We start from the raw sequence: 24,833 nt of genomic DNA on the forward strand, positions 1-24,833 counted from the left end.
TGCCGTATCGCGGGCGTGCGGCAATCAGCGCACGACAAGGTTTTGCCAACAGGGTATGCCGAAATGGCCAAGCAGTTCTGCGGTTTCGCACAAGGGCAGGCCGACGACGGCGGAATAACTGCCATTCAAGCCCACAACGAAAACCGCCGCCAGGCCTTGAATAGCATAGGCGCCCGCCTTGTCCCGGGGTTCCCCGCCGGACCAGTAGAGATGAGCTTCTTCCGGGTGTATTGCACGAAATTTCACCAGGCTGCGCACCACCCGTGACTCGCAGCGCTCACCGTCAAGCACGGCAATGGCGGTCAGCACTTCGTGTTCGCGGTCGGACAGGGCCAGCAACATGGTCAGCGCATCGGCTTCATCCACGGGTTTGCCGAGAATCCGACCGTCCAGCACCACGGCGGTGTCGGCCCCCAGCACACAGGTCCCGGCCGCCGCCTGACTGGCACCCAGCCGTGCACGGCCGGCCGCGGCCTTGCCCCGCGCCAGGCGCTCGACGTAGACCAGCGGGCTTTCATCGGGCAGCGGGGTTTCGTCGATCTCGGCACTGATGACGCTGAACGGCACGCCGATCTGTGTCAGCAGTTCACGCCGACGCGGTGAGCCGGAAGCCAGGTAGAGCGAGGTCATGGAGACATCTCCGTGTCGGGGCTCTTTATAGGAGCTATGTCAGCAGAATCAGCAGCCCACCTGCAAATAGCAGGTGACATCCCGTCAGTTGATTTTGTAGCGGCGGCGCAGTCCACGCAGGCCGAAGCTGACCCAGGGCCAGAGCAAGGCACTGACCAGGGCCGGCAGCACCAGCGCCAGGGTCGGTTGGCGGTTGCCGGTCAAGGCGCTGAGCCAGAGTTGCACCAACTGCGCCAAGCCGAAGATCACCAGGATCACCAGGCTCTGTTGCCACATAGGGAACATCCGCAGGCGTTGTTGCAGCGACAGCACGAGGAAAGTGATGAGGGTCAGGATCAACGCGTTCTGCCCCAGCAGGGTGCCGTAGAGCACGTCTTCGGCCAGGCCCAGCAGGAACGCGGTGACCATGCCGATCTTGTGCGGCAGGTACAACGCCCAGAACGCCAGCAACAGCGCCAGCCACAGCGGACGCAGGATCTCCATGAACTGCGGCAGCGGCGAGACGCTGAGCAGCAGGCCGATGGCGAAGGTCAGCCAGACGATCCAGCCATTGCGGGAAAAGGTACCAGCCATTATTCCTCCGTCCGGGGCGCAGCCCGTGTCGCCGCCGGCGGTTTGCTGGCAGCAGGTTTGGCAGGGGTTGGCTTGACGGCATGGGCCGCCGGCTTGGCCGGGGTTGCCGGTGCAGCGGCAGGTGCGACGGGTGCGCTCGGCTTGGCCGGTGCGGTCCCGGGCTTGGGCACGGTGGCCGGTACCACGGGCGCGCCGTCCCCACCCTGGCGATCCGCTTCCTGGGCCTGCGCCGCTTCGTTGGCACGCTCTTCCGGGGTACGGCCGTCGCTGAACACCAGCAACAGGTAACGGCTGCGGTTCAACGCGGCGGTCGGCACGGCGCGGACAATAGCGAAAGGCTGGCCCGAGTCGTGAATCACTTCCTTGACCGTCGCCACCGGGTAGCCCGCCGGGAAGCGCTGGCCCAGGCCGGAACTGACCAGCAGGTCGCCTTCCTTGATATCGGCGGTGTCGGCGACATGGCGCAGTTCCAGGCGCTCGGGGTTGCCGGTCCCGCTGGCAATCGCCCGCAGGCCGTTGCGGTTGACCTGCACCGGAATGCTGTGGGTGGTATCGGTGAGCAGCAGCACGCGCGAGGTGTAGGGCATCAACTCGACCACCTGGCCCATCAGGCCACGGGCATCGAGCACCGGTTGGCCGAGGACCACGCCATCACGTTCACCCTTGTTGATGATGATGCGATGGGTAAACGGGTTCGGGTCCATGCCGATCAACTCGGCCACTTCGACCTTCTCGTTGACCAGCGCCGAGGAATTGAGCAACTCGCGCAGGCGTACGTTCTGCTCGGTCAAGGCCGCGAGTTTTTGCAGGCGCCCTTGCAACAGCAGGTTTTCGGTCTGGAGTTTTTCGTTTTCGGCGACCAGCTCGGTACGACTGCCGAACTGACTGGCCACGCCTTGCCACAAGCGTTGCGGCAGGTCGGTGATCCAGTACGACTGCATCAACACCAGCGACATCTGGCTACGCACCGGCTTGAGCAGCGTGAAACGGGCATCGACCACCATCAGCGCGACCGATAGCACGACCAGCACCAGCAAGCGCACGCCCAATGAGGGGCCTTTGGCAAAAAGCGGTTTAATGAGCCGCTCCTCCCAGGCAATGAGTCATTTTATTCATACGGCATCACACCGGCCTGGATGAAGTTGACAGAAGATAAACGCAACAGGCAGCACTGCCTATGCAAAGTGCTGCCTGCGAGCGGAACAGCATAGAGCTTCCCGGCGAACTTACTCGCTGGAAAGCAGATCCATGGTGTGCTTATCCATCATTTCCAGGGCACGACCGCCGCCACGGGCCACGCAGGTCAGCGGATCTTCGGCGACGATCACCGGCAGACCGGTTTCCTGGGCCAGCAGCTTGTCGAGGTCACGCAGCAATGCGCCACCACCGGTCAGCACCAGGCCACGCTCGGCGATGTCCGAAGCCAGTTCCGGAGGCGACTGCTCCAGGGCGCTTTTCACCGCCTGGACGATGGTCGCCAGGGATTCCTGCAAGGCTTCCAGGACTTCATTGGAGTTCAGGGTGAAGGCACGTGGCACGCCTTCGGCCAGGTTACGGCCGCGTACGTCGACTTCACGCACTTCGCCGCCCGGGTAGGCGGTGCCGATTTCCTGCTTGATGCGCTCGGCGGTGGATTCACCGATCAGGCTGCCGTAGTTGCGGCGCACGTAGGTGATGATCGCTTCGTCGAAGCGGTCGCCGCCAACCCGTACGGATTCGGCATAGACCACGCCGTTCAGGGAGATCAGCGCGATTTCAGTGGTACCACCACCGATATCCACGACCATCGAACCGCGGGCTTCTTCCACCGGCAGACCGGCACCGATAGCAGCAGCCATCGGCTCTTCGATCAGGAACACTTCACGGGCACCGGCACCAAGGGCCGATTCACGGATGGCACGGCGCTCGACCTGGGTCGACTTGCACGGTACGCAGATCAGCACCCGAGGGCTGGGCTGCAGGAAGCTGTTTTCATGCACCTTGTTGATGAAGTACTGCAGCATCTTCTCGCAGACGCTGAAGTCGGCGATCACGCCGTCTTTCATCGGACGAATGGCCGCGATATTGCCCGGCGTACGGCCGAGCATGCGCTTGGCCTCGGTGCCGACAGCGACGACGCTCTTCTGGTTGCCATGGGTGCGAATCGCAACGACCGATGGCTCATTCAGGACGATACCGCGCTCGCGCACGTAGATAAGGGTGTTGGCTGTGCCCAGGTCGATGGAGAGATCGCTGGAAAACATGCCACGCAGTTTCTTGAACATTGGAAAGGGACCCTGGGCAACGCGTGGGTAAAAAAGTGCGGCAAACTCTAACAACGACGGGGATTTTGGGCAAGGCGCCAATATGTTAAATTAGGCGTTTTTCCGAGCACCATCCCATACAATCGCGGCCATGTGACCGTAGAAATGCGGTAGTGTTCCGACAATCGTAAGTCGCGCCCGCACTTATTGACACTCTTTATTGTGTATTGCCTAACCGAACGGACCCCTTTCGTCCGGTTTTCCACTGGAGATCCCCATGGCGCTTGAACGCTCCGACGTGGAAAAAATCGCTCACCTGGCCCGCCTGGGCCTGGTCGAAGCCGATCTTCCACGCACCACCGAGGCCCTGAACAGCATTCTGGGTCTGGTCGACCTGATGCAGGCCGTCGATACCAGCAGCATCGAACCCCTTGCCCACCCTCTGGAAGCGAATCAGCGCCTGCGCGCCGACGTCGTGACCGAGCGAAATCACCGCGAGGCTTATCAGTCCATCGCGCCAGCGGTCGAAAACGGCCTGTACCTGGTTCCGAAAGTCATCGACTAAAGGGAAAGAGCCTGCAATGCATCAAATGACCCTGGCCGAGATCGCCCGTGGCCTCGCCGACAAGAAATTCTCCTCCGAAGAGCTGACCCGGACCCTGCTGGCGCGTATCGCCCAGCTCGACCCGCAGCTCAACAGCTTCATCAGCCTCACCGAGGACCTGGCCCTGAGCCAGGCCAAGGCCGCCGACGTGCGCCGTGCCGCCGGCGAGAACGGTGCCCTGCTCGGTGCGCCGATCGCCCACAAGGACCTGTTCTGCACCCAGGGCATCCGCACCAGCTGCGGCTCGAAGATGCTCGACAACTTCAAGGCGCCCTACGACGCCACCGTGGTCGCCAAGCTGGCCGCCGCCGGCACCGTGACCCTGGGCAAGACCAACATGGACGAATTCGCCATGGGCTCGGGCAACGAATCGAGCTACTACGGCCCGGCGAAAAACCCGTGGAACCTGGAGCATGTACCGGGCGGTTCGTCCGGCGGTTCGGCGGCCGCGGTTGCCGCGCGCCTGCTGCCGGCGGCCACCGGCACCGACACCGGCGGCTCGATCCGCCAGCCGGCGGCGCTGACCAACCTCACCGGGCTGAAACCGACCTACGGTCGTGTCTCGCGCTGGGGCATGATCGCCTACGCCTCCAGCCTCGACCAGGGCGGCCCGTTGGCGCGCACCGCCGAAGACTGCGCCCTGCTGCTGCAAGGCATGGCCGGCTTCGACCCGCAGGACTCCACCAGCATCGATGAGCCGGTCCCGGATTACTCCGCCAGCCTGGGCACCTCGATCCAGGGCCTGCGCATCGGCGTGCCGAAGGAATACTTCAGCGCCGGCCTCGACCCGCGCATCGCCGAACTGATCCAGGCGAGCATCAAGGAGCTTGAGAAACTGGGCGCGATCGTCAAGGAAATCAGCCTGCCGAACATGCAGCACGCGATTCCCGCGTACTACGTGATCGCCCCGGCGGAAGCCTCGTCGAACCTGTCGCGCTTCGATGGCGTGCGTTTCGGCTATCGCTGCGAAGACCCGAAAGACCTCACCGACCTGTACAAGCGCTCCCGTGGCGAAGGCTTCGGCGCGGAAGTCCAGCGCCGCATCCTGGTCGGCGCCTACGCGCTGTCGGCCGGCTACTACGACGCCTACTACCTGCAGGCGCAGAAGATCCGTCGCCTGATCAAGAACGACTTCATGGCCGCCTTCAACGAGGTCGACATCATCCTTGGCCCGACCACGCCGAACCCGGCGTGGAAGATCGGCGCGAAGAACAGCGACCCGGTCGCCGCGTACCTGGAAGACGTCTACACCATCACCGCCAACCTCGCGGGCCTGCCGGGCCTGTCCATGCCGGCCGGTTTCGTCGACGGCCTGCCGGTGGGCGTGCAACTGCTGGCGCCGTATTTCCAGGAAGGCCGTCTGCTCAACGTTGCGCACCAGTATCAGCTCAACACTGACTGGCACACCCGCACACCTGAAGGCTTCTGAGGAGAAACACATGCAATGGGAAGTCGTGATCGGGCTGGAGATTCATACCCAGCTCGCCACCCAATCGAAGATTTTCTCCGGTAGTGCCACCACCTTCGGTTCCGAGCCGAACACCCAGGCGAGCCTGGTAGACCTGGGCATGCCCGGCGTCCTGCCGGTGCTGAACCAGGAAGCGGTGCGCATGGCGGTGAAATTCGGTCTGGCGATCGACGCCGAGATCGGCCAGCACAACGTGTTCGCGCGCAAGAACTACTTCTATCCGGACCTGCCCAAGGGCTACCAGATCAGCCAGATGGAACTGCCGATCGTCGGCAAGGGCCACCTGGATATCACCCTGGAAGACGGCACGGTCAAGCGCGTCGGGATTACCCGTGCGCACCTGGAAGAAGATGCCGGCAAGAGCCTGCACGAGGATTTCAGCGGCGCCACCGGCATCGACCTGAACCGTGCCGGCACGCCGCTGCTGGAAATCGTTTCCGAACCGGATATGCGCAACGCCAAGGAAGCCGTGGCTTACGTCAAGGCGATCCATGCACTGGTGCGCTACCTGGGCATCTGTGACGGCAACATGGCCGAAGGCTCGCTGCGTTGCGACTGCAACGTTTCGGTCCGGCCAAAAGGCCAGGTCGAGTTCGGCACCCGCTGCGAGATCAAGAACGTCAACTCGTTCCGCTTTATCGAGAAGGCGATCAACACCGAAGTGCAGCGCCAGATCGAACTGATCGAGGACGGCGGCCGGGTGATCCAGCAGACCCGCCTGTACGACCCGAACAAGGACGAGACCCGCGCCATGCGCAGCAAGGAGGAAGCCAACGACTACCGTTACTTCCCCGATCCGGACCTGTTGCCGGTGGTGATCGAGGACACGTTCCTCGATGAAGTCCGCGCACAGTTGCCGGAGCTGCCACCGCAGAAGCGCGAGCGCTTCCAGGCCCAGTTCGGCCTGTCGGTCTACGACGCCAGCGTGCTGGCTTCCAGCCGCGAGCAGGCGGACTACTTCGAAAAAGTCGTGAGCATCGGTGGCGACGCCAAGCTGGCGGCCAACTGGGTCATGGTCGAGCTGGGCAGCCTGCTGAACAAGCTGGGCGTGGACATCGACCAGGCGCCGGTCACGGCCGAGCAGTTGGGCGGCATGCTGCTGCGGATCAGCGACAACACCATCTCCGGCAAGATCGCCAAGATGGTCTTCGAAGCCATGGCCAATGGTGAAGGCAGCGCGGACGAGGTGATCGAGGCCCGTGGACTGAAGCAGGTCACGGACAGCGGCGCCATCGAGAAGGTGCTGGACGAAGTGCTGGCGGCCAACGCCGAGCAGGTCGAACAGTATCGGGCGGCGGATGAAGCCAAGCGCGGCAAGATGTTCGGCTTCTTTGTCGGCCAGGCGATGAAAGCCTCCAAGGGCAAGGCCAACCCGCAGCAAGTCAACGAACTGCTGAAAAGCAAGCTCGAAGGCTGACAGCGACTAGGCTCTCAAGAGCGCTAAAAGCTTCGCGGGCAAGCCCTGCTCCTACAAAATCTCGCCGTACACAAAATTTGTGTTCGACGATGAACTGTAGGAGCCTGGCTTGCCAGCGAAGAGGCCTTCAAGATCACCAAAAGGCCCTCAGGCAAACACACCTGTGTAGAGGACATCCGATGAAGCGCCTGCTCGCCGCCCTTGCCCTCCTCAGCCTGCTGGCCGGCTGCGCCAGCCACGACATCAATCCCCGCGGCTATGACGAAACCGGCATGGCTTCGTATTACGGCGCCCAACACCAGGGCAAACGCACCGCCAGCGGCGAACCCTTCAACCAGCACGGCCTGACCGCCGCCCACCGCCAACTGCCCTTCGGCACCCGGGTGAAAGTCACCAACCTGGCCAACGACAAATCGGTCATAGTGCGCATCAACGATCGCGGCCCCCATACCCGTGGACGCCTGATCGATCTTTCGCGCGAAGCGGCCGCCCAATTGGGTATGCTGCAAGGCGGCACTGCCCGCGTACGCATCCAAAGCCTCGACGACTGACCGCTGGAGCCCCCGCCATTTTCGGATTGACCACCCTTCCCTGGCTAAGCCTGATTCAACTGGGCGGTGGCCTGCTGTTGCTGATCGTCGGCGCTGAACTGCTGGTGCGCGCAGCCGTGCGCCTGGCCGCAAGCCTGGGCGTGCGCCCGTTGCTGATCGGCCTGACCGTCGTCGCCTTCGGCAGCAGCGCGCCGCAACTGGCGGTCAGCGTGCAGGCGGCCGCGGCAGAGAATGCCGATATCGCGGTGGGCAGCGTGATCGGCGGCAATATCTTCAATACCCTGGTCACCCTGGGCTTCTCTGCGTTGATCATCCCACTGCGGGTCTCACGCCAACTGATCCGCCTGGACATCCCACTGATGATCCTCGCCAGCCTGCTGGTGTTCGGCCTCGCATTCAACGAGGAGCTGGGGCGTCTCGACGGCCTGGTGATGCTGGGCGCCTTCGCGCTGTACCTCGGCCTGCTGCTGCGCCAGTCCCGCCATCACCACGCCGCACCGCCGACCACCTCGCATAAATCCACACCCTGGCTGAGCAGCCTGGCGTGGATGGGCCTGGGCCTGGCGCTGCTGGTGGCGGCCGGGCACCTGTTGCTGGACGCCGCCATAGACGTGGCCACCGAACTGGGCCTGTCCGAACGCATCATCGGCCTGACCGTGGTGGCGGTCGGCACCTCCCTGCCGCAACTGGCTACCTCGCTCATCGCCGCGGTTCGCGGGCAACGGGATATCGCCGTGGGCAATGTGATCGGCGGCAACCTGTTCAACCTGCTGGGGGTGCTTGGCCTTACCGCGCTGCTCGCCCCCACGCCGCTGTCGGTGTCACCCAATGCCCTGGCCTTCGACCTGCCGGTGATGCTCGGGGTGGCCATGCTGTGCTGGCCGGTTTTCTACTCCGGCTACCGCATCACCCGCGCCGAGGGACTGCTGTTTCTCGGTTTGTACCTGGCCTACGGCCTGCATGTGGTGTGGTTCACCACCGGCATGCCGATGGCGGACAAGCTGGAGCGCCTGATGCTGTTTTTCATCCTGCCGGTGCTCTGTGCGTTCCTGCTCTTCAGTACGTTCAGGGCCTGGCGTCGCCAACACTCATAGGAGCTGCTGCAATGACCGATCAGAAGAAACCCGGTGTCGAGATGCGTCGTCAGGTCATGGGTGATGCGTTCGTCGACCGTGCCCTGGGCAATGCCACCGAATTCAGCCAGCCGCTGCAGGACTTCGTCAACGAACATGCCTGGGGCAGTGTCTGGAACCGCGAAGGATTGTCACTGAAGACCCGCAGCCTGATCACCCTCGCCGCGCTCACCGCGCTCAAGTGCCCGCAGGAACTCAAGGGCCACGTACGCGGCGCCTTGAACAATGGTTGCACGGTGGAAGAGATTCGTGAGGCGCTGCTGCATTGCGCGGTGTATGCCGGGGTGCCGGCGGCTATCGACGCGTTCCGCGCGGCCCAGGAAGTGATCGACGCCTACCAGAAGGCAGACTGACAACCTGTTACTGGCGGCGTCCGTATTGGCAGTGCATGGCTCGCGGGCCTCTTCGCGGGCAAGCCCTGCTCCTACAATTTTGTGTCGATCACCGGTTTTGTGTACGACTCAGAACTGTAGGAGCAGGGCTTGCCCGCGAAGACGTCAGCTCAAGCGATGCAAGACTCAAGGATCACAGCGTCCCTTGCAGACGCCAAACCTCAGATCCAACCGCCCCACTGCAGCACAAAAATCCCGATATTGGTGGTGATCGCCGCCATCAGGGTGGTGATCACGATAATCGCCGCCGCCAGTTCGTGATTGCCGTTGGCCGCCCGGGCCATGACAAAACTGGCCGCGGCCGTCGGGCTGCCGAAGTACAGGAACAGAATCCCCAGTTCCGCCCCACGAAAGCCGCAGAGCCAGGCCCCCAGCGTCGACAGCAGGGGCATGCCGACCATTTTCACCAGGCTCGCACTCAACGCCAGGTCGCCACTCTTGCGCAATGCCGCCAGGGACAGGGTCCCGCCAATACAGATCAGCGCCAGCGGCAAAGTCATCTGCGCCAGGTAATTACCCGAGGTTTCCAGCCAGCCGGGCAAGCCGATCTTGAAATAGGCAAAAGGCGCCGCCGCGATCACGCTGATGATCAGCGGATTGCTCAGCACACTCTTGAAGATGCTCCAGGGATCGGACTTGATCACCGGGCTGTAGACCGCCAGGACAATGGTCGACAGGGTGTTGTAGAACAGGATCACCAGGGCCGCGAGAATCGCCCCGAGGGAAATCCCGTAGGCGCCGTACATGCTCGCCGCCAGGGCCAGGCCGATCACCCCGTTATTGCCGCGAAAGGCACCCTGGGTATAGATCCCGCGATCAATCTCGGGGCAACGCCAGATCGCCCAGCACCAGGCACCGGCAAAACCCAGCAGGGTCGCGACGGAGAAGTACGCCAGCACCTTGGGCTGCAACGCCGCATGCAGGTCGGCATGGAGGATGCCGAGAAACAGCAGCGCCGGCATGCAGACGTTGAACACCAGCGCCGAAGCCGTGTGGATAAAGCTGTCGTTGATCCAGCCCACGCGCTTGAGCAACACGCCCAGGAACAACATGGCGAAAACCGGCGCGGTGATGGTCAAGATACCGAGAAAGATGGCCAGCATGCCCTGGGAACCCGTTGCCTGTCGTCAGACAGCTAATGATAGGGCAAAGTTACCCTTACACCCGTCCATGGGTCCTCGTTCAATCGAACTGCGCGCGCATCCAGGCCTGGTACACGGCCACCTCGGCATCCCCTTCACGCGGCGCCCAGTCGGCCAGCTCGCCTTCGCCCACCGGCCGATAAGGGCCGGCCTTGCATTCGAACATCACGCTGTCGGCTTCCAGCACCACCAGGCCATGGAAGACCCCGGCCGGCAGGTCGACACCCGGGCATTCACCGCCCGCCTGCAACACGCGCTTGGCCAGCAGTTGCCCCGCCTCATCGAATACCAGCAAACCCAGGCTGCCCTTGAGCACCAGCAAGGTTTCCGCCTTGTCGGCACTCAGGTGCCGATGGGGGGCTATATAGGTATTGGGCTGTAGCCCGACCGCCAGGCGATGGCAGGGTTCGTCCATCTGGTGAAAATTGTGATGAACCCGGCCACGGGGACTCGCCGCGGCTTTCCCGGCCAGTTCGGCGAACAAGGTTGCATCGAGAAAGCTGGGCTTGCTCATCCCTTACATCCCCTTGACGGCATAGATGCCGGCGGCGTTGCGCCAGTAGCCCTTGTAGTCCATGCCGTAGCCGAAGATGTAGCGGTCGATGCACGGCAGGCCGACGTAGTCCGCCTTGAGGTCCGGACGGGCCTTGCGGTCGTGGTCCTTGTCGATCAGTACGGCTGTGTGCACCCGACGTGCGCCGGCGTGTTTGCAGAAATCGATGATCGCGCCCAGGGTGTGCCCTTCGTCGAGGATGTCGTCGATGATCAGCACATCGCGGTCGATGAACGAGACTTCCGGCTTGGCCTTCCAGAACAGCTCGCCGCCGCTGGTTTCGTTGCGGTAGCGGGTCGCGTGCAGGTACGAGGCCTCCAGCGGGAAGTCCAGGTGGGTCATCAGCTTGCCGCAGAAGATCAGGCCGCCGTTCATCACGCAGAACACCACCGGGTTGCTCTCGGCCAGTTCGGCGTTGATCTGCGCGCCGACACGGGCGATGGCCGCTTCGACTTCGGCGTTGCTGTACAGGCAGTCGGCTTCGCGCATGACTTGACGGATATGCTCGAGATCAGCGGACATGGCGCTCTCCAAAAGGGGGCTTATGTAAGAAAAGCGGGCAAAGGTACGCACCCCGCGCGACCAGATCAAGGGTTTCTGGACTAACGTACGGCTGATCTATAGGACAACACCTGCGGATAGATTAATCTAAGCCGTTTTTTGCCCGCCGTCGGAGCCTATTCCCATGCCCATCCGTGAGATCCGCCACCCGCTGATCCGCCACAAGCTCGGCCTGATGCGCCGCGCTGACATTAGCACGAAGAACTTCCGTGAGCTCGCTCAGGAAGTCGGAGCGTTGCTGACCTACGAGGCGACCAAGGACCTGCCCCTGGAAACCTACGATATCGAAGGCTGGTGCGGCACCGTCCAGGTCGAGAAGATCGCCGGCAAGAAGATTACCGTGGTGCCAATCCTGCGCGCCGGTATCGGCATGCTCGAAGGCGTGCTCAGCCTGATCCCGGGCGCCAAGGTCAGCGCGGTCGGCGTGGCCCGCAACGAGGAAACCCTCGAAGCCCACACCTACCTGGAAAAGCTGGTCCCGGAAATCGACGAACGCCTGGCGATGATCATCGACCCGATGCTCGCCACCGGCGGCTCGATGGTCGCGACCATCGACCTGCTGAAGAAAGCCGGCTGCAAGGACATCCGCGCGATGGTCCTGGTGGCGGCGCCGGAAGGGATTGCCGCGGTCGAGAAAGCGCACCCGGACGTGACCATCTACACCGCTTCCATCGACGAAAAACTCAACGAACACGGCTACATCATTCCGGGCCTGGGCGATGCCGGCGACAAGATCTTCGGCACCAAACAGAAGGACGGCTGATATGCAGGATGAGTTCAACGACCCGCTCTGGCGCACGGTGCTGTCGGGCGCGCAAATGCTGTTCGTGGCCTTTGGCGCCCTGGTGTTGATGCCGCTGATTACCGGTCTCGACCCGAACGTCGCGCTGTTCACGGCGGGCCTGGGGACTCTCTTGTTCCAGGTGGTCACCGGGCGTCAGGTGCCGGTGTTCCTCGCTTCGAGCTTTGCCTTTATCACCCCGATCATCCTCGCCAAGGGCCAGTTCGGCCTGGCGGCGACCATGGGTGGGGTGATGGCGGCCGGCTTCGTCTACACCTTCCTGGGTCTGGCGGTGAAGATCAAGGGCACCGGCTTTATCGACCGGCTGCTGCCGCCGGTGGTGATCGGTCCGGTGATCATCTCCATCGGCCTGGCCATGGCGCCGATTGCCGCGAACATGGCGATGGGCAAGGCCGGTGACGGTTCCGAGCTGATTCACTACCAGACCGCCATGCTGATCTCGATGCCGGCGCTGCTGACCACCCTGATCGTGGCCGTGTTCGGCAAGGGCATTTTCCGCCTGGTGCCGATCATCTCCGGGGTATTCGTGGGGTTTGCCATGTCGTTCTATTTCGGCGTGGTCGACACGGCGAAGATCGCCGCCGCGCCCTGGTTCGCCCTGCCGCACTTCACGGCACCGGAATTCAACTGGCAGGCGATCCTGTTTATTGTCCCGGTGGCGCTGGCGCCGGCCATCGAGCATATCGGTGGGGTGATCGCAGTGGGCAGCGTGACCGGTCGCGATTATCTGAAGAAGCCGGGCCTGCATCGCACTTTGCTGGGTGACGGTATCGCGACCACGGCGGCCGGCCTGTTTGGCGGTCCGCCCAACACCACCTATGCCGAAGTGACCGGCGCGGTGATGCTGACCAAGAACTACAACCCGAAAATCATGACCTGGGCGGCAATCTTTGCTATCAGCCTGGCGTTTATCGGCAAGTTCGGCGCCTTGTTGCAGAGCATTCCGGTGCCGGTGATGGGCGGGATTCTGTGTCTGCTGTTCGGTTCGATTGCCGCGGTGGGGATGAATACCCTGATCCGTCACAAGATCGATCTGGGCGAGGCGCGCAACCTGGTGATTGTTTCGGTGACGCTGGTGTTCGGTATTGGTGGCGTGCTGGTGGGAACGGGCACCGGGCCGGATGACTTCGGCCTCAAGGGCATTGCGCTGTGCGCCGTGGTGGCGATTGCGCTGAACCTGCTGTTGCCGGGTAATGACGGTTGGAAAAACAAGAAGGCGGATGAGCCGTTGTTGTAAGGCTCCCCCTCGCTCTTACAGTTCTGTGTTGTATGCAAATCGGCTATTCAACACAGAACTGTAGGAGCAGGGCTTGCCCGCGAAGCTTTTGGCGGCTTCAAGGGCCCCTTCGCGGCGGTGCGGCGATCCGACAAGCCCTGCTCCTACAAGGTTCTGCGGCGTTTTCGAGATTTGCGTTTAAAGAGCCAACGGCGCCCGCTCGCACAGGGTATTCAACGCCACCGCCCATTGCGGCTCGTCGTTCAGACACGGCACCAGCACCAACTCCCCGCCCCCCGCCGCGACAAACTGCTCGCGTCCGCGATCACCGATCTCCTCCAGCGTCTCGATGCAATCGGCGACAAACGCCGGGCACATCACCAGCAGCTTCTTCACCCCGGCCTTGGCCAACTCATCCAACCGCGCCTCGGTGTAGGGCTCGATCCACTTCGCCCGACCCAACCGCGACTGGAATGATACCGACCATTGCCCGTCCGCCAAGCCCATGCGCTCGGCAAACGCCGACGCCGTGCGCAGGCACTGGGCGCGGTAGCAAGTGGCAAGTACCGCCGGCGAGGCGTTCCTGCAGCAATCGGCGTCCTTGAAACAATGACTGCCGGTGGGATCGAGCTTGGTCAGATGCCGCTCCGGCAAACCGTGGAAACTCAGCAACAAGTGATCGAAACCCTGGGCCAGATGCGGCCTGGCACTGGCCACCAGGGCCTCCAGATATTCCGGTTGATCGTAGAAGGGTTGCAGGATGGAGAACTGCACATCGAGCTTGCGCTCGCGCACCACTCGCCGGGCTTCCTCGATCACCGTGGTCACGGTGCTGTCGGCGAACTGCGGATACAGCGGCGCCAAGGTCACCTTGCGGATGCCCTGCTTGGCCAGGCGGGTCAGCACCGTCTCGACCGACGGCTCGCCGTAACGCATCGCCAGCTCCACCGGCCCCTGGGTCCACTGGGTGGTCATCTGCTGCTGCAAACGACGACTGAGCACCACCAGCGGCGAACCCTCCTCCCACCAGATCGAGGCGTAGGCATGGGCCGACTGCTCCGGGCGCTTGATCAGGATCAGCGACACCAGCAAGCGGCGGACCGGCCAGGGCAGGTCGATCACGTAGGGATCCATCAGGAATTGATTGAGGTAGCTGCGCACGTCCGCCACCGAAGTGGAAGCCGGAGAACCCAGGTTGACCAGAAGCAAGGCGTGATCGGTCATGCAACGTCCTATTTCAGAGGCGGCTCGAGAGATCGTCGAGGGCCGCGGGCAGATCGTTAAACTGAAAAACAAATCCTGCCGCCAGCAACCGGGCCGGCGTCACGCGCTGGCCGCCGAGCAACAGTAACGCCAGCTCACCCAGGCCAAGGCGCAGGACAAAGGCCGGCAACGGCACCAGCGCCGGGCGATGCAGGACCTTGCCCAACGCCTTGGCGAATGACTTGTTGCGAACCGGCTTGGGCGCGCAGGCATTATAGGGACCACGGGCATCCCTGCGATGCAGAAGAAAATCAATCGCGGCGATTTGATCGCGCACATGTATCCACGGCATCCACTGCCGACCGTTGCCGATCGGGCCGCCCAGCCCCAGTTTGAACGGCAGCAGCAGGCGCGACAAAAAGCCGCCCTCGGCCGCCAGTACCAGGCCGGTGCGCACCAGCACCACACGAATCCCCAGGGCCTCGGCGCGCTGCGCGGTTTCCTCCCAGGCAATCGACAGGCGACTGGCGAAATCCTCGCTCACCGGCGGCGAATCCTCGGTCAGCTCACGCTCGCCGCCATCGCCGTACCAGCCCACCGCCGAGCCGGAAATCAGGACTGCTGGACGCTGCTCACGCCCCTCCAGCCAGGCCAGCAGGGTTTCGGTCAGCTGGATCCGGCTGCTCCAGAGCAGGGCCTTGCGCTTGTGGGTCCAGAGTCGGTCGGCAATCGGCGCGCCGGCCAGGTTGATCACCGCATCCAGCGGCTCACCGGACAGTTCCTCGAGATGCCGCACACCACGCACCTGGGCACCGCATAAACGCGCCACCTGCTCGGGGCGACGGCTCCACACCGTCAGCCGATGTCCCTGCGTCGACCAGTACGCGCACAGTTGGCGCCCGATCAAACCAGTACCGCCGGTCAGCAATATGTGCATGAGTGCGTCCTCGCGTAACGTTTTGTCGAAAGCGTTAGTCTATTTTTAAAACAGGGCTCTTTTCTCTCGACCGAAATATGTTTTAACAATAGGACAGTGTGAACCGACAGGCAGGTCGCAAGTTATACCAAAAAACAAGATTGTACAGGTTTTGCTGACGGCGTAGTCTGTGCTTACAGGTAACGAGGCCCACCCATGACTGTACCTATCGCAATAATCGGTGCCGGCATCGCCGGACTTTCGGCTGCCCGGGCGTTGCACGATGCCGGGTATTCCATCGAAATCTTCGACAAGAGTCGCGGCAGCGGCGGGCGCATGTCCAGCAAACGCAGCGATGCCGGTGCGCTGGACCTGGGCGCGCAGTACTTCACCGCCCGCGATCGCCGCTTCGTCAAGGAAGTCCAGCGCTGGCAGGGTGAAGGCTGGGTCGCCGAATGGGATCCGCAGCTCTACAACTTCCAGAACGGCCAACTGAGCCTGTCGCCGGACGAACAGACCCGCTGGGTCGGCACGCCGCGCATGAGCGCCATTACCCGCGGTTTGCTCGGCCGTCTCCAGGCGCATTTCAGTTGCCGGATCACCGAGGTATTCCGCGGTGAACAGCATTGGCACCTGCAGGATGCCGAAGGCTACACCCACGGCCCGTTCAGCCAGGTCATCATCGCCACGCCCGCACCCCAGGCCACCGCCCTGCTGGCGGCCGCGCCGAAACTCGCCGGGGCCGCCGCCGGCGTGCAGATGGAGCCGACCTGGGCCATCGCCCTGGCCTTTGACACGCCGCTGGACACACCGATGGAAGGCTGCTTCGTACAGGACAGCCCCCTCGACTGGCTGGCCCGCAACCGCAGCAAGCCGGCGCGCGACAGCCAGCTCGACACCTGGGTCCTGCACGCCACCAGCACCTGGAGCAAGCAGCATCTGGACCTGTCCAAGGAGGCCGTGATCGAGCAGTTGCACGGCGCCTTTGCCGAGTTGCTCCACGCCAGCATGCCGGCCCCGGTCTTCACCCTCGCCCACCGCTGGCTCTATGCTCGCCCGGCCGGCGCACGGGAATGGGGGGCGCTGGCCGATGCCGACCTGGGCCTGTACGTGTGTGGCGACTGGTGCCTGTCGGGACGTGTCGAAGGCGCCTGGCTCAGCGGCCAGGAAGCCGCCCGGCGACTGATGGAACACCTGGGTTGAACCGCATCAACCCGCGCAAGCTGCTGCTGTCGAAATGGACGGCAGCCCGCCCTCTGAATCGGGAAAAACATTTCCTGGTCACCGAACTGTTTTGCGATAACCAAGGCGCCGTGCTCGAAGTCGAGCTGCAAGCGGTGATGAGCCAACGCAACCAGCGCATCAGTTGGACCCATCTGCAAGATGCCGAGACCTGGCGAATGGGCTGGCAGTAAACGCCCCAGAAAAACCTGTACAAATAATTTGACTTGTACAACACAGAACCTATGATGAGCTTTAGTTGTACAAGCATTCTTGCCTGTACAAGTATTTCTCTCGAGGTTCTCCATGCCCGCCACCACCGAGTTGCCGCGCAAACCCAAAATCGCTGTCAGCGCCTGCTTGATGGGCATTGAGGTGCGCTACAACGGTGGGCACAAGGAATCGCGACTGTGCAGCCGCACCCTCAGCGAATATTTCGATTTCATCCCGCTGTGCCCGGAAGCGGCCATCGGCCTGGGCATCCCCCGCGAGCCGATTCGCCTGGTGGGTGACCCGCAGCAACCACGGGCCGTGGGCAGCGTGCACGCCGAGACGGATGTGACCCGGGCACTGGTCGACTATGGCAATCAGATGGCCGCCGAACTCACGGATATCAGCGGCTACATCTTCATGCAGAAGTCGCCGTCCTGCGGACTGGAGCGGGTCAAGGTCTACCAGGAGGGCGGGCGGCCCGCCGAAGACGGACGCGGCATCTACGCCCAGGCGTTTTGCGCGCAACATCCCGACTTGCCAGTGGAAGAGGACGGCCGGCTGAACGATGCGGTGCTGCGGGAAAACTTCCTGACCCGGGTCTTCGCCTACGCGGCCTGGCAGGACCTGCGCCAGGCCGGCCTCACGCGACGCAGCCTGACCGAGTTCCACGCCGGCTACAAATACCTGCTGATGGCTCACAACCCATTGCAGTACAAGGTGCTCGGCAAACTGCTGGGCAGCATGGGCAACACGGATGCCGAAACCATCGGGCCACGCTATTTCAGCCAGTTGATGGCCGCCCTGAAAAAATGCGCGACCCGCCGCACCCACACCAATGTCCTGCAACACCTCACCGGCTACCTGAAGCAATCCATCAGCGCCGAAGACAAACAGGAAGTGCTGCAGGTCATCGGCCAATACCACCAGGGTATCGTGCCCTTGGTGGTGCCGTTGACCCTGCTCAAACACCATTTCCGCCAGCACCCCGATCCCTATATCGCCCGCCAGGTGTACCTGCAACCGCATCCGGAAAACCTCAGCCTGCGAAATGCCATCTGATATGACCGACTCCCTTGAAGCGCCCGTCGATTACGCCAGCGCACTGGAACAGGGCTGGTTGCCCATTCGCGAAGTGGCCCGGCAGACCGGCGTCAACGCCGTGACCCTGCGGGCCTGGGAACGCCGCTATGGCCTGGTGGTGCCGCACCGCACCCCCAAGGGCCATCGGTTGTTTTCCGCCGAGCACGTGCAACGTATCCAGGCCATCGTCACCTGGCTCAATCGCGGCGTCGCGGTCAGCCAGATCAAGCAACTGCTCGATGCCGGCCCGACCCTCGCCGAGCCTGCCACCAACGATTGGCAGGCCTTGCGCCAGGACTTGGCGCGGGCCATCAGCCAGTTGGCCGAACGCCAGGTCGATGACCGTTTCAACCAGGCCATGTCGCTGTACCCGCCGCGCACCTTGTGCGAACAGTTACTGATGCCCCTGCTGGCGGAACTCGAGCAACGCTGGCAAGGCCAGTTCGGCGGGCAGATGGAGCGGGCGTTCTTCTACACCTGGCTGCGCAGCAAGCTGGGCGCGCGGATCTATCACAACAATAGGCAACTCAAGGGCGCACCGGTCTTGCTGGTCAACCATTCGGACCTGCCCATGGAGCCACACCTGTGGCTGACCGCCTGGCTGGTGAGCAGCGCCGACTGCCCGGTGGAAGTATTCGACTGGCCCTTGCCGGCCAACGAATTGGCCCTGGCCAGCGAGCACCTGAAGAGTCGCGCCGTGCTGCTGTATTCGAGCAAGGCCATGAACCTGGCGGCGCTACCCAGGCTGCTGGTGGGTATCAACTGCCCGATCCTGATTGCCGGACCAACGGTATGCATCCATTTCGCCGAGTTATCCGTAAGTACCCGGGAGAGCGCTGAGATGACCCTGGCCGAAGACCCGTTGTCCGCTTACCAGAGCCTGACCCGGCTCGGCCTGATCTAGCGCCCTCGCCCACGAATCAAGGAATGACTATGCAACTGCTCTGGCTGCGCACCGATCTGCGCCTGCATGACAACACCGCCCTGGCCGCAGCCGCCGGGCAAGGGCCGACGGTCGCTGTTTACCTGGTGACGCCCGGGCAATGGCAATTGCACGACGATGCCCCGTGCAAGGTGGATTTCTGGCTGCGTAACCTGCAGGTACTGAGCAAGGCCCTGGCCGCGCTGAATATCCCGCTGCTGATTCGTCATGCCCAGACCTGGGAGCAGGTGCCCGAGGTGCTGGGCACCCTGTGCCAGACACTGAAGATCGCTGCCGTGCACGTCAACGAAGAATATGGCGTTCACGAAAGCCGCCGTGATCAAGCCGTGGCGCACACCCTTGAAGCACAAGGTGTGAGCTTCCATAGCCACCTGGATCAACTGTTCTTCAAGCCCGGCAGCGTATTGACCCGCACCGGCACCTACTTCCAGGTCTTCAGCCAGTTCCGCAAGGTCTGCTACAGCCGTCTGCACGGTGCCTTGCCGCGCCTGGTCACAATACCCAAAGCCCAGGCAGAGTTGGCGTTCAAGGCCGATCCGGTGCCTGGCGAAGTCGACGGGTTCGCGCGCCCCAGCCAGGCCCTGCGCGACCTCTGGCCTGCCGGCGAGGATGAAGCCCGGCGGCGCCTGAGCACCTTCGCCGAGCAGCAGATCGACTATTACCAGAGCGAACGGGATTTCCCGGCCAAACCAGGCACCAGCCAACTCTCCGCCTACCTCGCCGCCGGTGTGATCTCGCCTCGCCAGTGCCTGCACGCGGCGCTGCAAAGCAACCAGGGCGAGTTCGAAAGCGGCAGTATCGGCGCCGTCACCTGGATCAACGAACTGCTCTGGCGCGAGTTCTACAAACACATTCTGGTGGGCTATCCACGGGTCTCGAAGCAGCGCGCCTTCCGCGTGGAAACCGAAGCCCTGGCCTGGCGTCAGGTGCCGGAGGAACTGGCGGCCTGGCAAGAAGCCCGCACTGGCCTGCCGATCATCGACGCGGCCATGCGCCAACTGCTCGAAACCGGCTGGATGCACAACCGCCTGCGGATGGTGGTGGCGATGTTCCTGACCAAGAACCTGCTGATCGACTGGCGCGAAGGCGAACGTTTTTTCATGCGTCACCTGATTGACGGCGACCTGGCGGCCAACAACGGCGGCTGGCAATGGAGCGCGTCCACCGGCACCGACGCGGCGCCCTACTTCCGGATTTTCAACCCGCTGAGCCAATCGGAAAAATTCGATCGCGAAGGGCTGTTTATCAAGCACTGGCTACCGGAACTGGCCGGCCTGGACAAAAAGGCCGTGCATAACCCGGCGGCACTCGGCGGCCTGTTCGGCCTGGCAAGTTATCCACAGCCCATGGTCGATCTGGGCCGCAGTCGCGAGCGTGCCCTCGCCGCCTTCAGGAACCTGCCACAACGGCTGGAGGCCGGAGGTGCCCATGAGTGAGTTCCTGCACCATTTCGCCCAGCAATTCGTCCTGCTCGACAAGGACAACCTGTCACGCCTCGGCGAACTCTACAGCGACGAGGTGCTGTTCACCGACCCGCTGCACGAAATCACGGGCCTCGCGGACCTGCAGCACTATTTTGCGCGGATGTACGCCTCGATCAGCGAGCTGCAATACAACATCCACGGCCTCGATCACGTCGGTGAAGGCGAAGGTTATCTGCGCTGGCACATGAGCTATCGTCATCCGAGATTGGCCAGAGGAAGGCCTATTCACGTCGATGGGTGTTCGCATCTGTTGTGGTTCGACAAGGTCTATCGGCATCGCGATTACTTCGATGCCGGGGCCTTGTTATATGACCATGTGCCGCTACTGGGCCACGCAACGGCCTGGTTGAAAAGGAGATTGGGATGAGCATTACACCTCCACGACGTATCTGGCTGACGGGCGCCAGCAGCGGTATCGGCGCGGCCATCGCCGAAGTCCTGCTCAAGGCCGGCGTACACCTGGCCGTCAGCGCCCGCAGCCTCGAACCGCTGCAAGCCCTGGATAAGCGTTATCCCGACCAGGTCCTGCTGGTGCCCGGTGACCTGACCGACAGCCAGCAGGTCCGCGAAATCGGCGAGCGCATCACCCAGGCCTGGGGTGCCCTGGACACGGTGATCCTCAATGCCGGCACCTGTGAATATGTCGATGCCCAGGCCTTCGATGCCTCGATCATCGAGCGGGTGGTACGCACCAACCTGCTGGCCAGCAGTTACTGCATCGAAGCCGCCTTGCCGCTGCTGCGCGCCGGCATCCAGCCGCATCTGGTGGGCATCGCCAGTTCGGTCACCTTCCTGCCGCTGCCCCGGGCCGAAGCCTATGGTGCCTCAAAAGCCGGCATGCGTTACCTGTTCGAATCCCTGCGCATCGACCTGGCCCATGAAGGCATCACCGTCACCGTGGTCAGTCCCGGATTCGTCGACACCCCGCTGACCCGGAAAAACGACTTCCCGATGCCACTCAGTTGGTCAGCCGAAAAAGCCGCCGCCTACATCTGCGAAAAGCTCAAGCAGCGTCCCCTGGAGATTGCCTTTCCGGCGCTGTTCATGGCCGCGCTCTGGCCCCTGTCGTGCCTGCCCAGACGGCTGCAACTGGCCATCGGCAAACACATGGCCCGCAACTCCGCTACCGATCAGGGCAAGCCATGAAGATTGCCCTGATCGGTAGCGGTATCTCGGGGCTGACCTGCGGCTATCTATTAAGCCGCCAGCACGAAATCACCCTGTTCGAAGCCGCCAACTGGATCGGCGGCCACACCCATACCGTGGATGTGACGGTCAACGGCCGAGAGTATGCCGTGGACACCGGTTTCATCGTCTTCAACGACTGGACCTACCCGAACTTCATCCGCCTGCTGGGCAGCCTGGGGGTGAGCTACAAAGCCACCGAAATGAGTTTTTCGGTGCGCGACCCGGCCGCCAACCTGGAATACAACGGCAACAACCTCGACAGCCTCTTCGCCCAGCGGCGCAACCTCTGGTCGCCAGGGTTCTGGGGCATGCTGCGCGATATCCTGCGCTTCAACCGCCAGGCACTGGAAGACCTCGAACAGCAGCGCATCGCCAGCGACACCACCCTCGGCGACTACCTGAACAACGGCGGCTATGGCCAGCGCTTTATCCAGCACTACATCGTGCCCATGGGCGCGGCGATCTGGTCGATGTCCCTGGCCGACATGCTCGGTTTCCCGCTGCAACTGTTCGTGCGTTTCTTCAAGAACCACGGACTGCTGTCGGTGAGCAACCGCCCGCAATGGCGGGTGATCGAAGGCGGTTCGCGCCAGTACATCGAGCCGTTGGTCGCCGGATTTCGCCAGCATATCCGCCTCAACTGCCCGGTGAGCCGGGTCGAGCGCGATACACAGGGCGTAACGGTCCACAGCAGCGCCGGCAGCGAGCGCTTCGACAAGGTGATCTTCGCTTGTCACAGTGACCAGGCGCTACGCCTGCTCGCCAAACCGAGCAAGGCCGAACGGCAGATCCTCGGCGCCCTGCCCTACGCGGACAACGAGGTGGTGCTGCATACCGATACCCGCCTGCTGCCGGATCGCCCGCTGGCCTGGGCCAGTTGGAACTATCGCCTGGGCGGTGAAGGCCAGCGCCTGGCCGCCGTCACCTACAACATGAACATCCTGCAGGGCATCGAGAGCGACATCACCTTCTGTGTCAGCCTCAACCAGCGTGCAGAGATCAATCCGCTGAAGATCCTCGCCCGCTACACCTATGCCCATCCGCAGTACAGCCTGAACGCTGTCGCCGCGCAGAATCGGTGGGAAGAATTGTATGGCGATCAACATACCTACTATTGCGGCGCCTACTGGGCCAACGGCTTCCACGAAGACGGCGTGACCAGCGCCCTGCGGGTCTGCGCCGCCTTTGGTGAGTCACTGTGAACAGCGCCCTGTACAGCGGCTGGATCAGCCACCGACGCTTTTCACCGCGGGCCCATGCATTCCGCTACCGGATCGGCCTGCTGTACCTGGATCTCGACGAACAGGATACGGTGCTCGGGCTGTCGCCCCTGGCCGGCAGCCAGCGCCTGGCGCCCTTTGCCTTTCGCGAAACCGACTACCTGCGCAGCTTCACGCGCCAGGGCATGCGCCTGATCGATGCGGTTCGCCTGCAAGTCGGTGAAGCCCTCGGGCAAACCCCACAAGGCCCGATCCGCCTGCTGACCCAGGCCCGCAGTTGGGGCCTGGCGTTCAACCCGGTGAGCTTCTTCTACTGCCATGACCTCGACGGCAAGCTGCTGGCGATTCTCTGCGAAGTCACCAACACACCCTGGGGCGAGCACTACCACTACGTGCTGCCCGCCGAGGGCGACGGCCACCAGCACGTCAGTGTGGCCAAGGCCTTCCACGTCTCGCCGTTCCTGCCCCGGGATCTGGAATACCGCATGAGCTTCAGCCCGCCCGCCGAACGACTCGGCGTGCACATGGCCGACTGGCAGGGCGACCTCAAGGTCTTCGACGCGACCCTCAGCCTGCACCGCGAAGTCCTTGATCGCGCCAGTCTGCACCGCTACCTGCGGCGCTTCCCCTGGATGACCGCCAAGACCTGCCTGGCGATCTACTGGCAAGCCCTGCGCCTGTTTCTCAAACGCACACCGATCTTCTCCCACAAGGCCGCCGACGGCACCTTCAGCCTGGCCGCCACGCAAACCGAGGAGCGACACCATGAGCAACGCCATGAAAAGTTCTAGCCTGGTGACCCGGGCCAATCGGTTCAGCGCCAACAGCCTCTCCAGCGCCGTCTTGCGCCGGGGTGTGATACGCCAATTGAACCAGCTGCGCCATGGCCAGTTGCTGGTGGTCGAAGACGGCGAGCAACAACTGTTCGGCCAGGCCGGCGCCAGCCTGCTGGGCGAGATCCATATCCAGGACCCGGCGGTCTGGGGCATGGTCGCCGGCAACGGTTCCATCGGTGCCGGAGAGGCCTTTATCCATGGCTACTGGAGCAGCCCGGACCTGACCGCGGTGGTGCGGGTATTTGTCAGCAACCTGGACGTGCTCGATGCCATGGAGAGTGGCCTGGCCCGCCTCGGACGGCCGTTCATCCAGATCCTGCACTGGCTCAATCGCAACACCCGCAAGGGCTCGCGGAAAAATATCGAAGCGCATTACGACCTCGGCAACGAGCTGTTCGAAGAGTTTCTCGATCCGACCATGATGTATTCCGCCGCGCAGTTCCTCAGTCCCGACGACAGCCTCGAACAGGCCCAGTTGAACAAGCTGGAGCGCATCTGCCAGAAGCTCGACCTGCAATCGAGTGACCATTTGCTGGAGATCGGCACCGGCTGGGGCAGCATGGCGATTTATGCCGCGCAGCACCATGGTTGCAAGGTCACCACCACCACACTGTCCCGGGAACAGTTCGCCTACACCCGGCAACGCATCGACAGCCTGGGCCTGCAAGAACAGATCACCCTGCTGCTCGAAGACTATCGCGACCTCAGCGGCCAGTACGACAAACTGGTGTCCATCGAAATGATCGAAGCCGTCGGCCATCAGTTCCTCGATAACTACTTCAAGCAATGCGCGCACCTGCTCAAGAGCGATGGGCTGATGCTGCTGCAGGCCATCACCATCCGCGAACAACGTTATGAGCAGGCCAGGAGCACGGTCGACTTTATCCAGCGTTATATCTTCCCCGGTGGCGCCCTGCCCAGCGTGCAGAAGATGCTCGAGGTGGTCAGCCGCGAAACCGACATGAACCTGCTGCACATGGAGGACTTCGGCCTGCACTACGCGCGCACCCTGCGCCTGTGGCACGAGAACTTCCGCCGTGCCCACGGGCGCCTGAGCGAACTGGGCTACGACGATTATTTCCTGCGTTTGTGGGAGTTCTACCTGTGCTACTGCGAAGGCGGTTTCCTCGAACGCAGCATCGGCACCGCGCAGCTGCTGCTGGCCAGGCCGACAGCCCGAACGCAGCCGCTGCTCGGGCGCTTCGATAGTTAGGTTTCCCGAATGGCGGTTGGCCGCGCCCCGG

Annotated in this window: 27 protein-coding genes; 18 read left to right on the plus strand and 9 right to left on the minus strand. The window is 63.0% G+C overall.

Annotated features, from left to right (window positions below; genetic code table 11):
* Window positions 1-24 precede the first annotated feature (24 nt).
* The 4 genes from M5C56_RS21590 to mreB all read right to left on the minus strand — a co-directional run bounded on the left by M5C56_RS21590 (window position 25) and on the right by mreB (window position 3,467).
* Window positions 25-630, minus strand: coding sequence for a nucleoside triphosphate pyrophosphatase (locus tag M5C56_RS21590; protein WP_103496435.1), 606 nt, complete (start codon window positions 628-630; stop codon window positions 25-27).
* An 84-nt stretch (window positions 631-714) separates the two neighbouring features.
* Window positions 715-1,203, minus strand: a complete 489-nt coding sequence (gene mreD, locus M5C56_RS21595) for a rod shape-determining protein MreD (protein ID WP_100942261.1) — start codon at window positions 1,201-1,203, stop codon at window positions 715-717.
* Window positions 1,203-2,282 (minus strand): rod shape-determining protein MreC, encoded by a 1,080-nt coding sequence (gene mreC / locus M5C56_RS21600; RefSeq protein WP_103496436.1) that lies wholly within the window; start codon window positions 2,280-2,282, stop codon window positions 1,203-1,205. The genes mreD and mreC overlap by 1 nt, the downstream gene beginning before the upstream one ends.
* 147 nt (window positions 2,283-2,429) lie before the next feature.
* A complete protein-coding gene (gene mreB / locus M5C56_RS21605; protein ID WP_002555108.1) occupies window positions 2,430-3,467 on the minus strand; it encodes a rod shape-determining protein MreB in 1,038 nt (345 codons plus the stop codon).
* Between the two features lie 256 nt (window positions 3,468-3,723).
* Between mreB and gatC the strand changes: the two genes are divergently transcribed.
* From gatC to M5C56_RS21635, 6 genes are all read left to right on the plus strand, one after another.
* Window positions 3,724-4,011, plus strand: coding sequence for an Asp-tRNA(Asn)/Glu-tRNA(Gln) amidotransferase subunit GatC (gene gatC, locus M5C56_RS21610; RefSeq protein ID WP_103496437.1), 288 nt, complete (start codon window positions 3,724-3,726; stop codon window positions 4,009-4,011).
* A 16-nt stretch (window positions 4,012-4,027) separates the two neighbouring features.
* A complete protein-coding gene (gatA, locus tag M5C56_RS21615; RefSeq protein ID WP_103496438.1) occupies window positions 4,028-5,479 on the plus strand; it encodes an Asp-tRNA(Asn)/Glu-tRNA(Gln) amidotransferase subunit GatA in 1,452 nt (483 codons plus the stop codon).
* Window positions 5,480-5,489: 10 nt separating this feature from the next.
* Window positions 5,490-6,935: an Asp-tRNA(Asn)/Glu-tRNA(Gln) amidotransferase subunit GatB gene (gene gatB / locus M5C56_RS21620; protein WP_103496439.1), complete on the plus strand. Its 1,446-nt coding sequence runs from the start codon at window positions 5,490-5,492 to the stop codon at window positions 6,933-6,935.
* 179 nt (window positions 6,936-7,114) lie between these two features.
* Entirely contained in the window at window positions 7,115-7,486 is a 372-nt protein-coding gene (locus M5C56_RS21625) for a septal ring lytic transglycosylase RlpA family protein (protein ID WP_103496440.1), read from the plus strand.
* A gap of 50 nt (window positions 7,487-7,536) precedes the next feature.
* Window positions 7,537-8,580 carry a calcium/sodium antiporter gene (locus M5C56_RS21630; RefSeq protein ID WP_247263318.1) on the plus strand — a complete coding sequence of 348 codons (1,044 nt, stop codon included), beginning with the start codon at window positions 7,537-7,539 and terminating at the stop codon, window positions 8,578-8,580.
* 11 nt (window positions 8,581-8,591) lie between these two features.
* Window positions 8,592-8,972, plus strand: coding sequence for a carboxymuconolactone decarboxylase family protein (locus M5C56_RS21635; protein ID WP_100942267.1), 381 nt, complete (start codon window positions 8,592-8,594; stop codon window positions 8,970-8,972).
* Between the two features lie 200 nt (window positions 8,973-9,172).
* On the opposite strand, the gene M5C56_RS21640 is transcribed toward M5C56_RS21635, so the two are convergent.
* The 3 genes from M5C56_RS21640 to M5C56_RS21650 form a co-directional block, all read right to left on the minus strand.
* Window positions 9,173-10,114: an AEC family transporter gene (locus tag M5C56_RS21640; protein ID WP_103496441.1), complete on the minus strand. Its 942-nt coding sequence runs from the start codon at window positions 10,112-10,114 to the stop codon at window positions 9,173-9,175.
* 79 nt (window positions 10,115-10,193) lie between these two features.
* Window positions 10,194-10,667 (minus strand): WbuC family cupin fold metalloprotein, encoded by a 474-nt coding sequence (locus tag M5C56_RS21645; protein ID WP_103496442.1) that lies wholly within the window; start codon window positions 10,665-10,667, stop codon window positions 10,194-10,196.
* A 3-nt stretch (window positions 10,668-10,670) separates the two neighbouring features.
* Entirely contained in the window at window positions 10,671-11,228 is a 558-nt protein-coding gene (locus M5C56_RS21650; protein WP_103496443.1) for a hypoxanthine-guanine phosphoribosyltransferase, read from the minus strand.
* 163 nt (window positions 11,229-11,391) lie between these two features.
* On the opposite strand from M5C56_RS21650, the gene upp reads away from it, so the two are divergent.
* Together upp and M5C56_RS21660 are read left to right on the plus strand one after the other, a co-directional pair.
* Window positions 11,392-12,030: a uracil phosphoribosyltransferase gene (gene upp / locus M5C56_RS21655; RefSeq protein ID WP_103496444.1), complete on the plus strand. Its 639-nt coding sequence runs from the start codon at window positions 11,392-11,394 to the stop codon at window positions 12,028-12,030.
* A gap of 1 nt (window position 12,031) precedes the next feature.
* Window positions 12,032-13,306, plus strand: a complete 1,275-nt coding sequence (locus M5C56_RS21660) for a uracil-xanthine permease family protein (protein ID WP_103496445.1) — start codon at window positions 12,032-12,034, stop codon at window positions 13,304-13,306.
* Window positions 13,307-13,483: 177 nt separating this feature from the next.
* On the opposite strand, the gene hemH is transcribed toward M5C56_RS21660, so the two are convergent.
* Together hemH and M5C56_RS21670 are read right to left on the minus strand one after the other, a co-directional pair.
* Entirely contained in the window at window positions 13,484-14,509 is a 1,026-nt protein-coding gene (hemH, locus tag M5C56_RS21665; RefSeq protein WP_103499266.1) for a ferrochelatase, read from the minus strand.
* Between the two features lie 13 nt (window positions 14,510-14,522).
* The gene (locus tag M5C56_RS21670) at window positions 14,523-15,425 is read right to left on the minus strand and encodes a TIGR01777 family oxidoreductase (RefSeq protein ID WP_103499267.1); all 903 of its coding nucleotides are present in this window, start codon (window positions 15,423-15,425) and stop codon (window positions 14,523-14,525) included.
* Window positions 15,426-15,620: 195 nt separating this feature from the next.
* Between M5C56_RS21670 and M5C56_RS21675 the strand changes: the two genes are divergently transcribed.
* The 10 genes from M5C56_RS21675 (at window position 15,621) to M5C56_RS21720 (ending at window position 24,802) form a co-directional block, all read left to right on the plus strand.
* A complete protein-coding gene (locus M5C56_RS21675) occupies window positions 15,621-16,607 on the plus strand; it encodes an FAD-dependent oxidoreductase (RefSeq protein WP_103499268.1) in 987 nt (328 codons plus the stop codon).
* Window positions 16,604-16,819: a TIGR02450 family Trp-rich protein gene (locus M5C56_RS21680; RefSeq protein ID WP_103499269.1), complete on the plus strand. Its 216-nt coding sequence runs from the start codon at window positions 16,604-16,606 to the stop codon at window positions 16,817-16,819. The genes M5C56_RS21675 and M5C56_RS21680 overlap by 4 nt, the downstream gene beginning before the upstream one ends.
* Window positions 16,820-16,931: 112 nt before the next feature.
* On the plus strand, window positions 16,932-17,897 hold the full coding sequence (locus tag M5C56_RS21685; RefSeq protein WP_103499270.1) for a DUF523 and DUF1722 domain-containing protein: 966 nt from the start codon (window positions 16,932-16,934) through the stop codon (window positions 17,895-17,897).
* Between the two features lies 1 nt (window position 17,898).
* Window positions 17,899-18,822 (plus strand): MerR family transcriptional regulator, encoded by a 924-nt coding sequence (locus tag M5C56_RS21690; RefSeq protein WP_177101149.1) that lies wholly within the window; start codon window positions 17,899-17,901, stop codon window positions 18,820-18,822.
* 29 nt (window positions 18,823-18,851) lie between these two features.
* Window positions 18,852-20,297 (plus strand): deoxyribodipyrimidine photo-lyase, encoded by a 1,446-nt coding sequence (gene phrB / locus M5C56_RS21695; RefSeq protein WP_103499272.1) that lies wholly within the window; start codon window positions 18,852-18,854, stop codon window positions 20,295-20,297.
* Window positions 20,290-20,712: a nuclear transport factor 2 family protein gene (locus M5C56_RS21700; RefSeq protein WP_103499273.1), complete on the plus strand. Its 423-nt coding sequence runs from the start codon at window positions 20,290-20,292 to the stop codon at window positions 20,710-20,712. The genes phrB and M5C56_RS21700 overlap by 8 nt, the downstream gene beginning before the upstream one ends.
* On the plus strand, window positions 20,709-21,491 hold the full coding sequence (locus M5C56_RS21705; protein ID WP_103499274.1) for an SDR family NAD(P)-dependent oxidoreductase: 783 nt from the start codon (window positions 20,709-20,711) through the stop codon (window positions 21,489-21,491). Before M5C56_RS21700 ends, M5C56_RS21705 begins: the two co-directional genes overlap by 4 nt.
* A complete protein-coding gene (locus M5C56_RS21710) occupies window positions 21,488-22,735 on the plus strand; it encodes an FAD-dependent oxidoreductase (protein ID WP_103499275.1) in 1,248 nt (415 codons plus the stop codon). Before M5C56_RS21705 ends, M5C56_RS21710 begins: the two co-directional genes overlap by 4 nt.
* A complete protein-coding gene (locus tag M5C56_RS21715) occupies window positions 22,732-23,544 on the plus strand; it encodes a DUF1365 domain-containing protein (RefSeq protein WP_103499276.1) in 813 nt (270 codons plus the stop codon). The genes M5C56_RS21710 and M5C56_RS21715 overlap by 4 nt, the downstream gene beginning before the upstream one ends.
* A complete protein-coding gene (locus M5C56_RS21720; RefSeq protein WP_103499277.1) occupies window positions 23,531-24,802 on the plus strand; it encodes a cyclopropane-fatty-acyl-phospholipid synthase family protein in 1,272 nt (423 codons plus the stop codon). Before M5C56_RS21715 ends, M5C56_RS21720 begins: the two co-directional genes overlap by 14 nt.
* The last annotated feature ends 31 nt before the right edge of the window (window positions 24,803-24,833 follow it).

Source organism: Pseudomonas sp. MWU13-2862 (assembly GCF_023242495.1).
GTDB lineage: Bacteria > Pseudomonadota > Gammaproteobacteria > Pseudomonadales > Pseudomonadaceae > Aquipseudomonas > Aquipseudomonas gingeri_D.

Bases quoted from the DNA above. Each gene is read 5' to 3' on its own strand.
- M5C56_RS21590 (WP_103496435.1), bottom strand. From the start codon at position 630: ATGACCTCGCTCTACCTGGCTTCCGGCTCACCGCGTCGGCGTGAACTG.
- mreD (WP_100942261.1), bottom strand. From the start codon at position 1,203: ATGGCTGGTACCTTTTCCCGCAATGGCTGGATCGTCTGGCTGACCTTC.
- mreB (WP_002555108.1), bottom strand. From the start codon at position 3,467: ATGTTCAAGAAACTGCGTGGCATGTTTTCCAGCGATCTCTCCATCGAC.
- gatC (WP_103496437.1), top strand. From the start codon at position 3,724: ATGGCGCTTGAACGCTCCGACGTGGAAAAAATCGCTCACCTGGCCCGC.
- gatA (WP_103496438.1), top strand. From the start codon at position 4,028: ATGCATCAAATGACCCTGGCCGAGATCGCCCGTGGCCTCGCCGACAAG.
- gatB (WP_103496439.1), top strand. From the start codon at position 5,490: ATGCAATGGGAAGTCGTGATCGGGCTGGAGATTCATACCCAGCTCGCC.
- M5C56_RS21625 (WP_103496440.1), top strand. From the start codon at position 7,115: ATGAAGCGCCTGCTCGCCGCCCTTGCCCTCCTCAGCCTGCTGGCCGGC.
- M5C56_RS21635 (WP_100942267.1), top strand. From the start codon at position 8,592: ATGACCGATCAGAAGAAACCCGGTGTCGAGATGCGTCGTCAGGTCATG.
- M5C56_RS21640 (WP_103496441.1), bottom strand. From the start codon at position 10,114: ATGCTGGCCATCTTTCTCGGTATCTTGACCATCACCGCGCCGGTTTTC.
- M5C56_RS21645 (WP_103496442.1), bottom strand. From the start codon at position 10,667: ATGAGCAAGCCCAGCTTTCTCGATGCAACCTTGTTCGCCGAACTGGCC.
- M5C56_RS21650 (WP_103496443.1), bottom strand. From the start codon at position 11,228: ATGTCCGCTGATCTCGAGCATATCCGTCAAGTCATGCGCGAAGCCGAC.
- upp (WP_103496444.1), top strand. From the start codon at position 11,392: ATGCCCATCCGTGAGATCCGCCACCCGCTGATCCGCCACAAGCTCGGC.
- M5C56_RS21660 (WP_103496445.1), top strand. From the start codon at position 12,032: ATGCAGGATGAGTTCAACGACCCGCTCTGGCGCACGGTGCTGTCGGGC.
- hemH (WP_103499266.1), bottom strand. From the start codon at position 14,509: ATGACCGATCACGCCTTGCTTCTGGTCAACCTGGGTTCTCCGGCTTCC.
- M5C56_RS21670 (WP_103499267.1), bottom strand. From the start codon at position 15,425: ATGCACATATTGCTGACCGGCGGTACTGGTTTGATCGGGCGCCAACTG.
- M5C56_RS21675 (WP_103499268.1), top strand. From the start codon at position 15,621: ATGACTGTACCTATCGCAATAATCGGTGCCGGCATCGCCGGACTTTCG.
- M5C56_RS21685 (WP_103499270.1), top strand. From the start codon at position 16,932: ATGCCCGCCACCACCGAGTTGCCGCGCAAACCCAAAATCGCTGTCAGC.
- M5C56_RS21690 (WP_177101149.1), top strand. From the start codon at position 17,899: ATGACCGACTCCCTTGAAGCGCCCGTCGATTACGCCAGCGCACTGGAA.
- phrB (WP_103499272.1), top strand. From the start codon at position 18,852: ATGCAACTGCTCTGGCTGCGCACCGATCTGCGCCTGCATGACAACACC.
- M5C56_RS21700 (WP_103499273.1), top strand. From the start codon at position 20,290: ATGAGTGAGTTCCTGCACCATTTCGCCCAGCAATTCGTCCTGCTCGAC.
- M5C56_RS21705 (WP_103499274.1), top strand. From the start codon at position 20,709: ATGAGCATTACACCTCCACGACGTATCTGGCTGACGGGCGCCAGCAGC.
- M5C56_RS21710 (WP_103499275.1), top strand. From the start codon at position 21,488: ATGAAGATTGCCCTGATCGGTAGCGGTATCTCGGGGCTGACCTGCGGC.
- M5C56_RS21720 (WP_103499277.1), top strand. From the start codon at position 23,531: ATGAAAAGTTCTAGCCTGGTGACCCGGGCCAATCGGTTCAGCGCCAAC.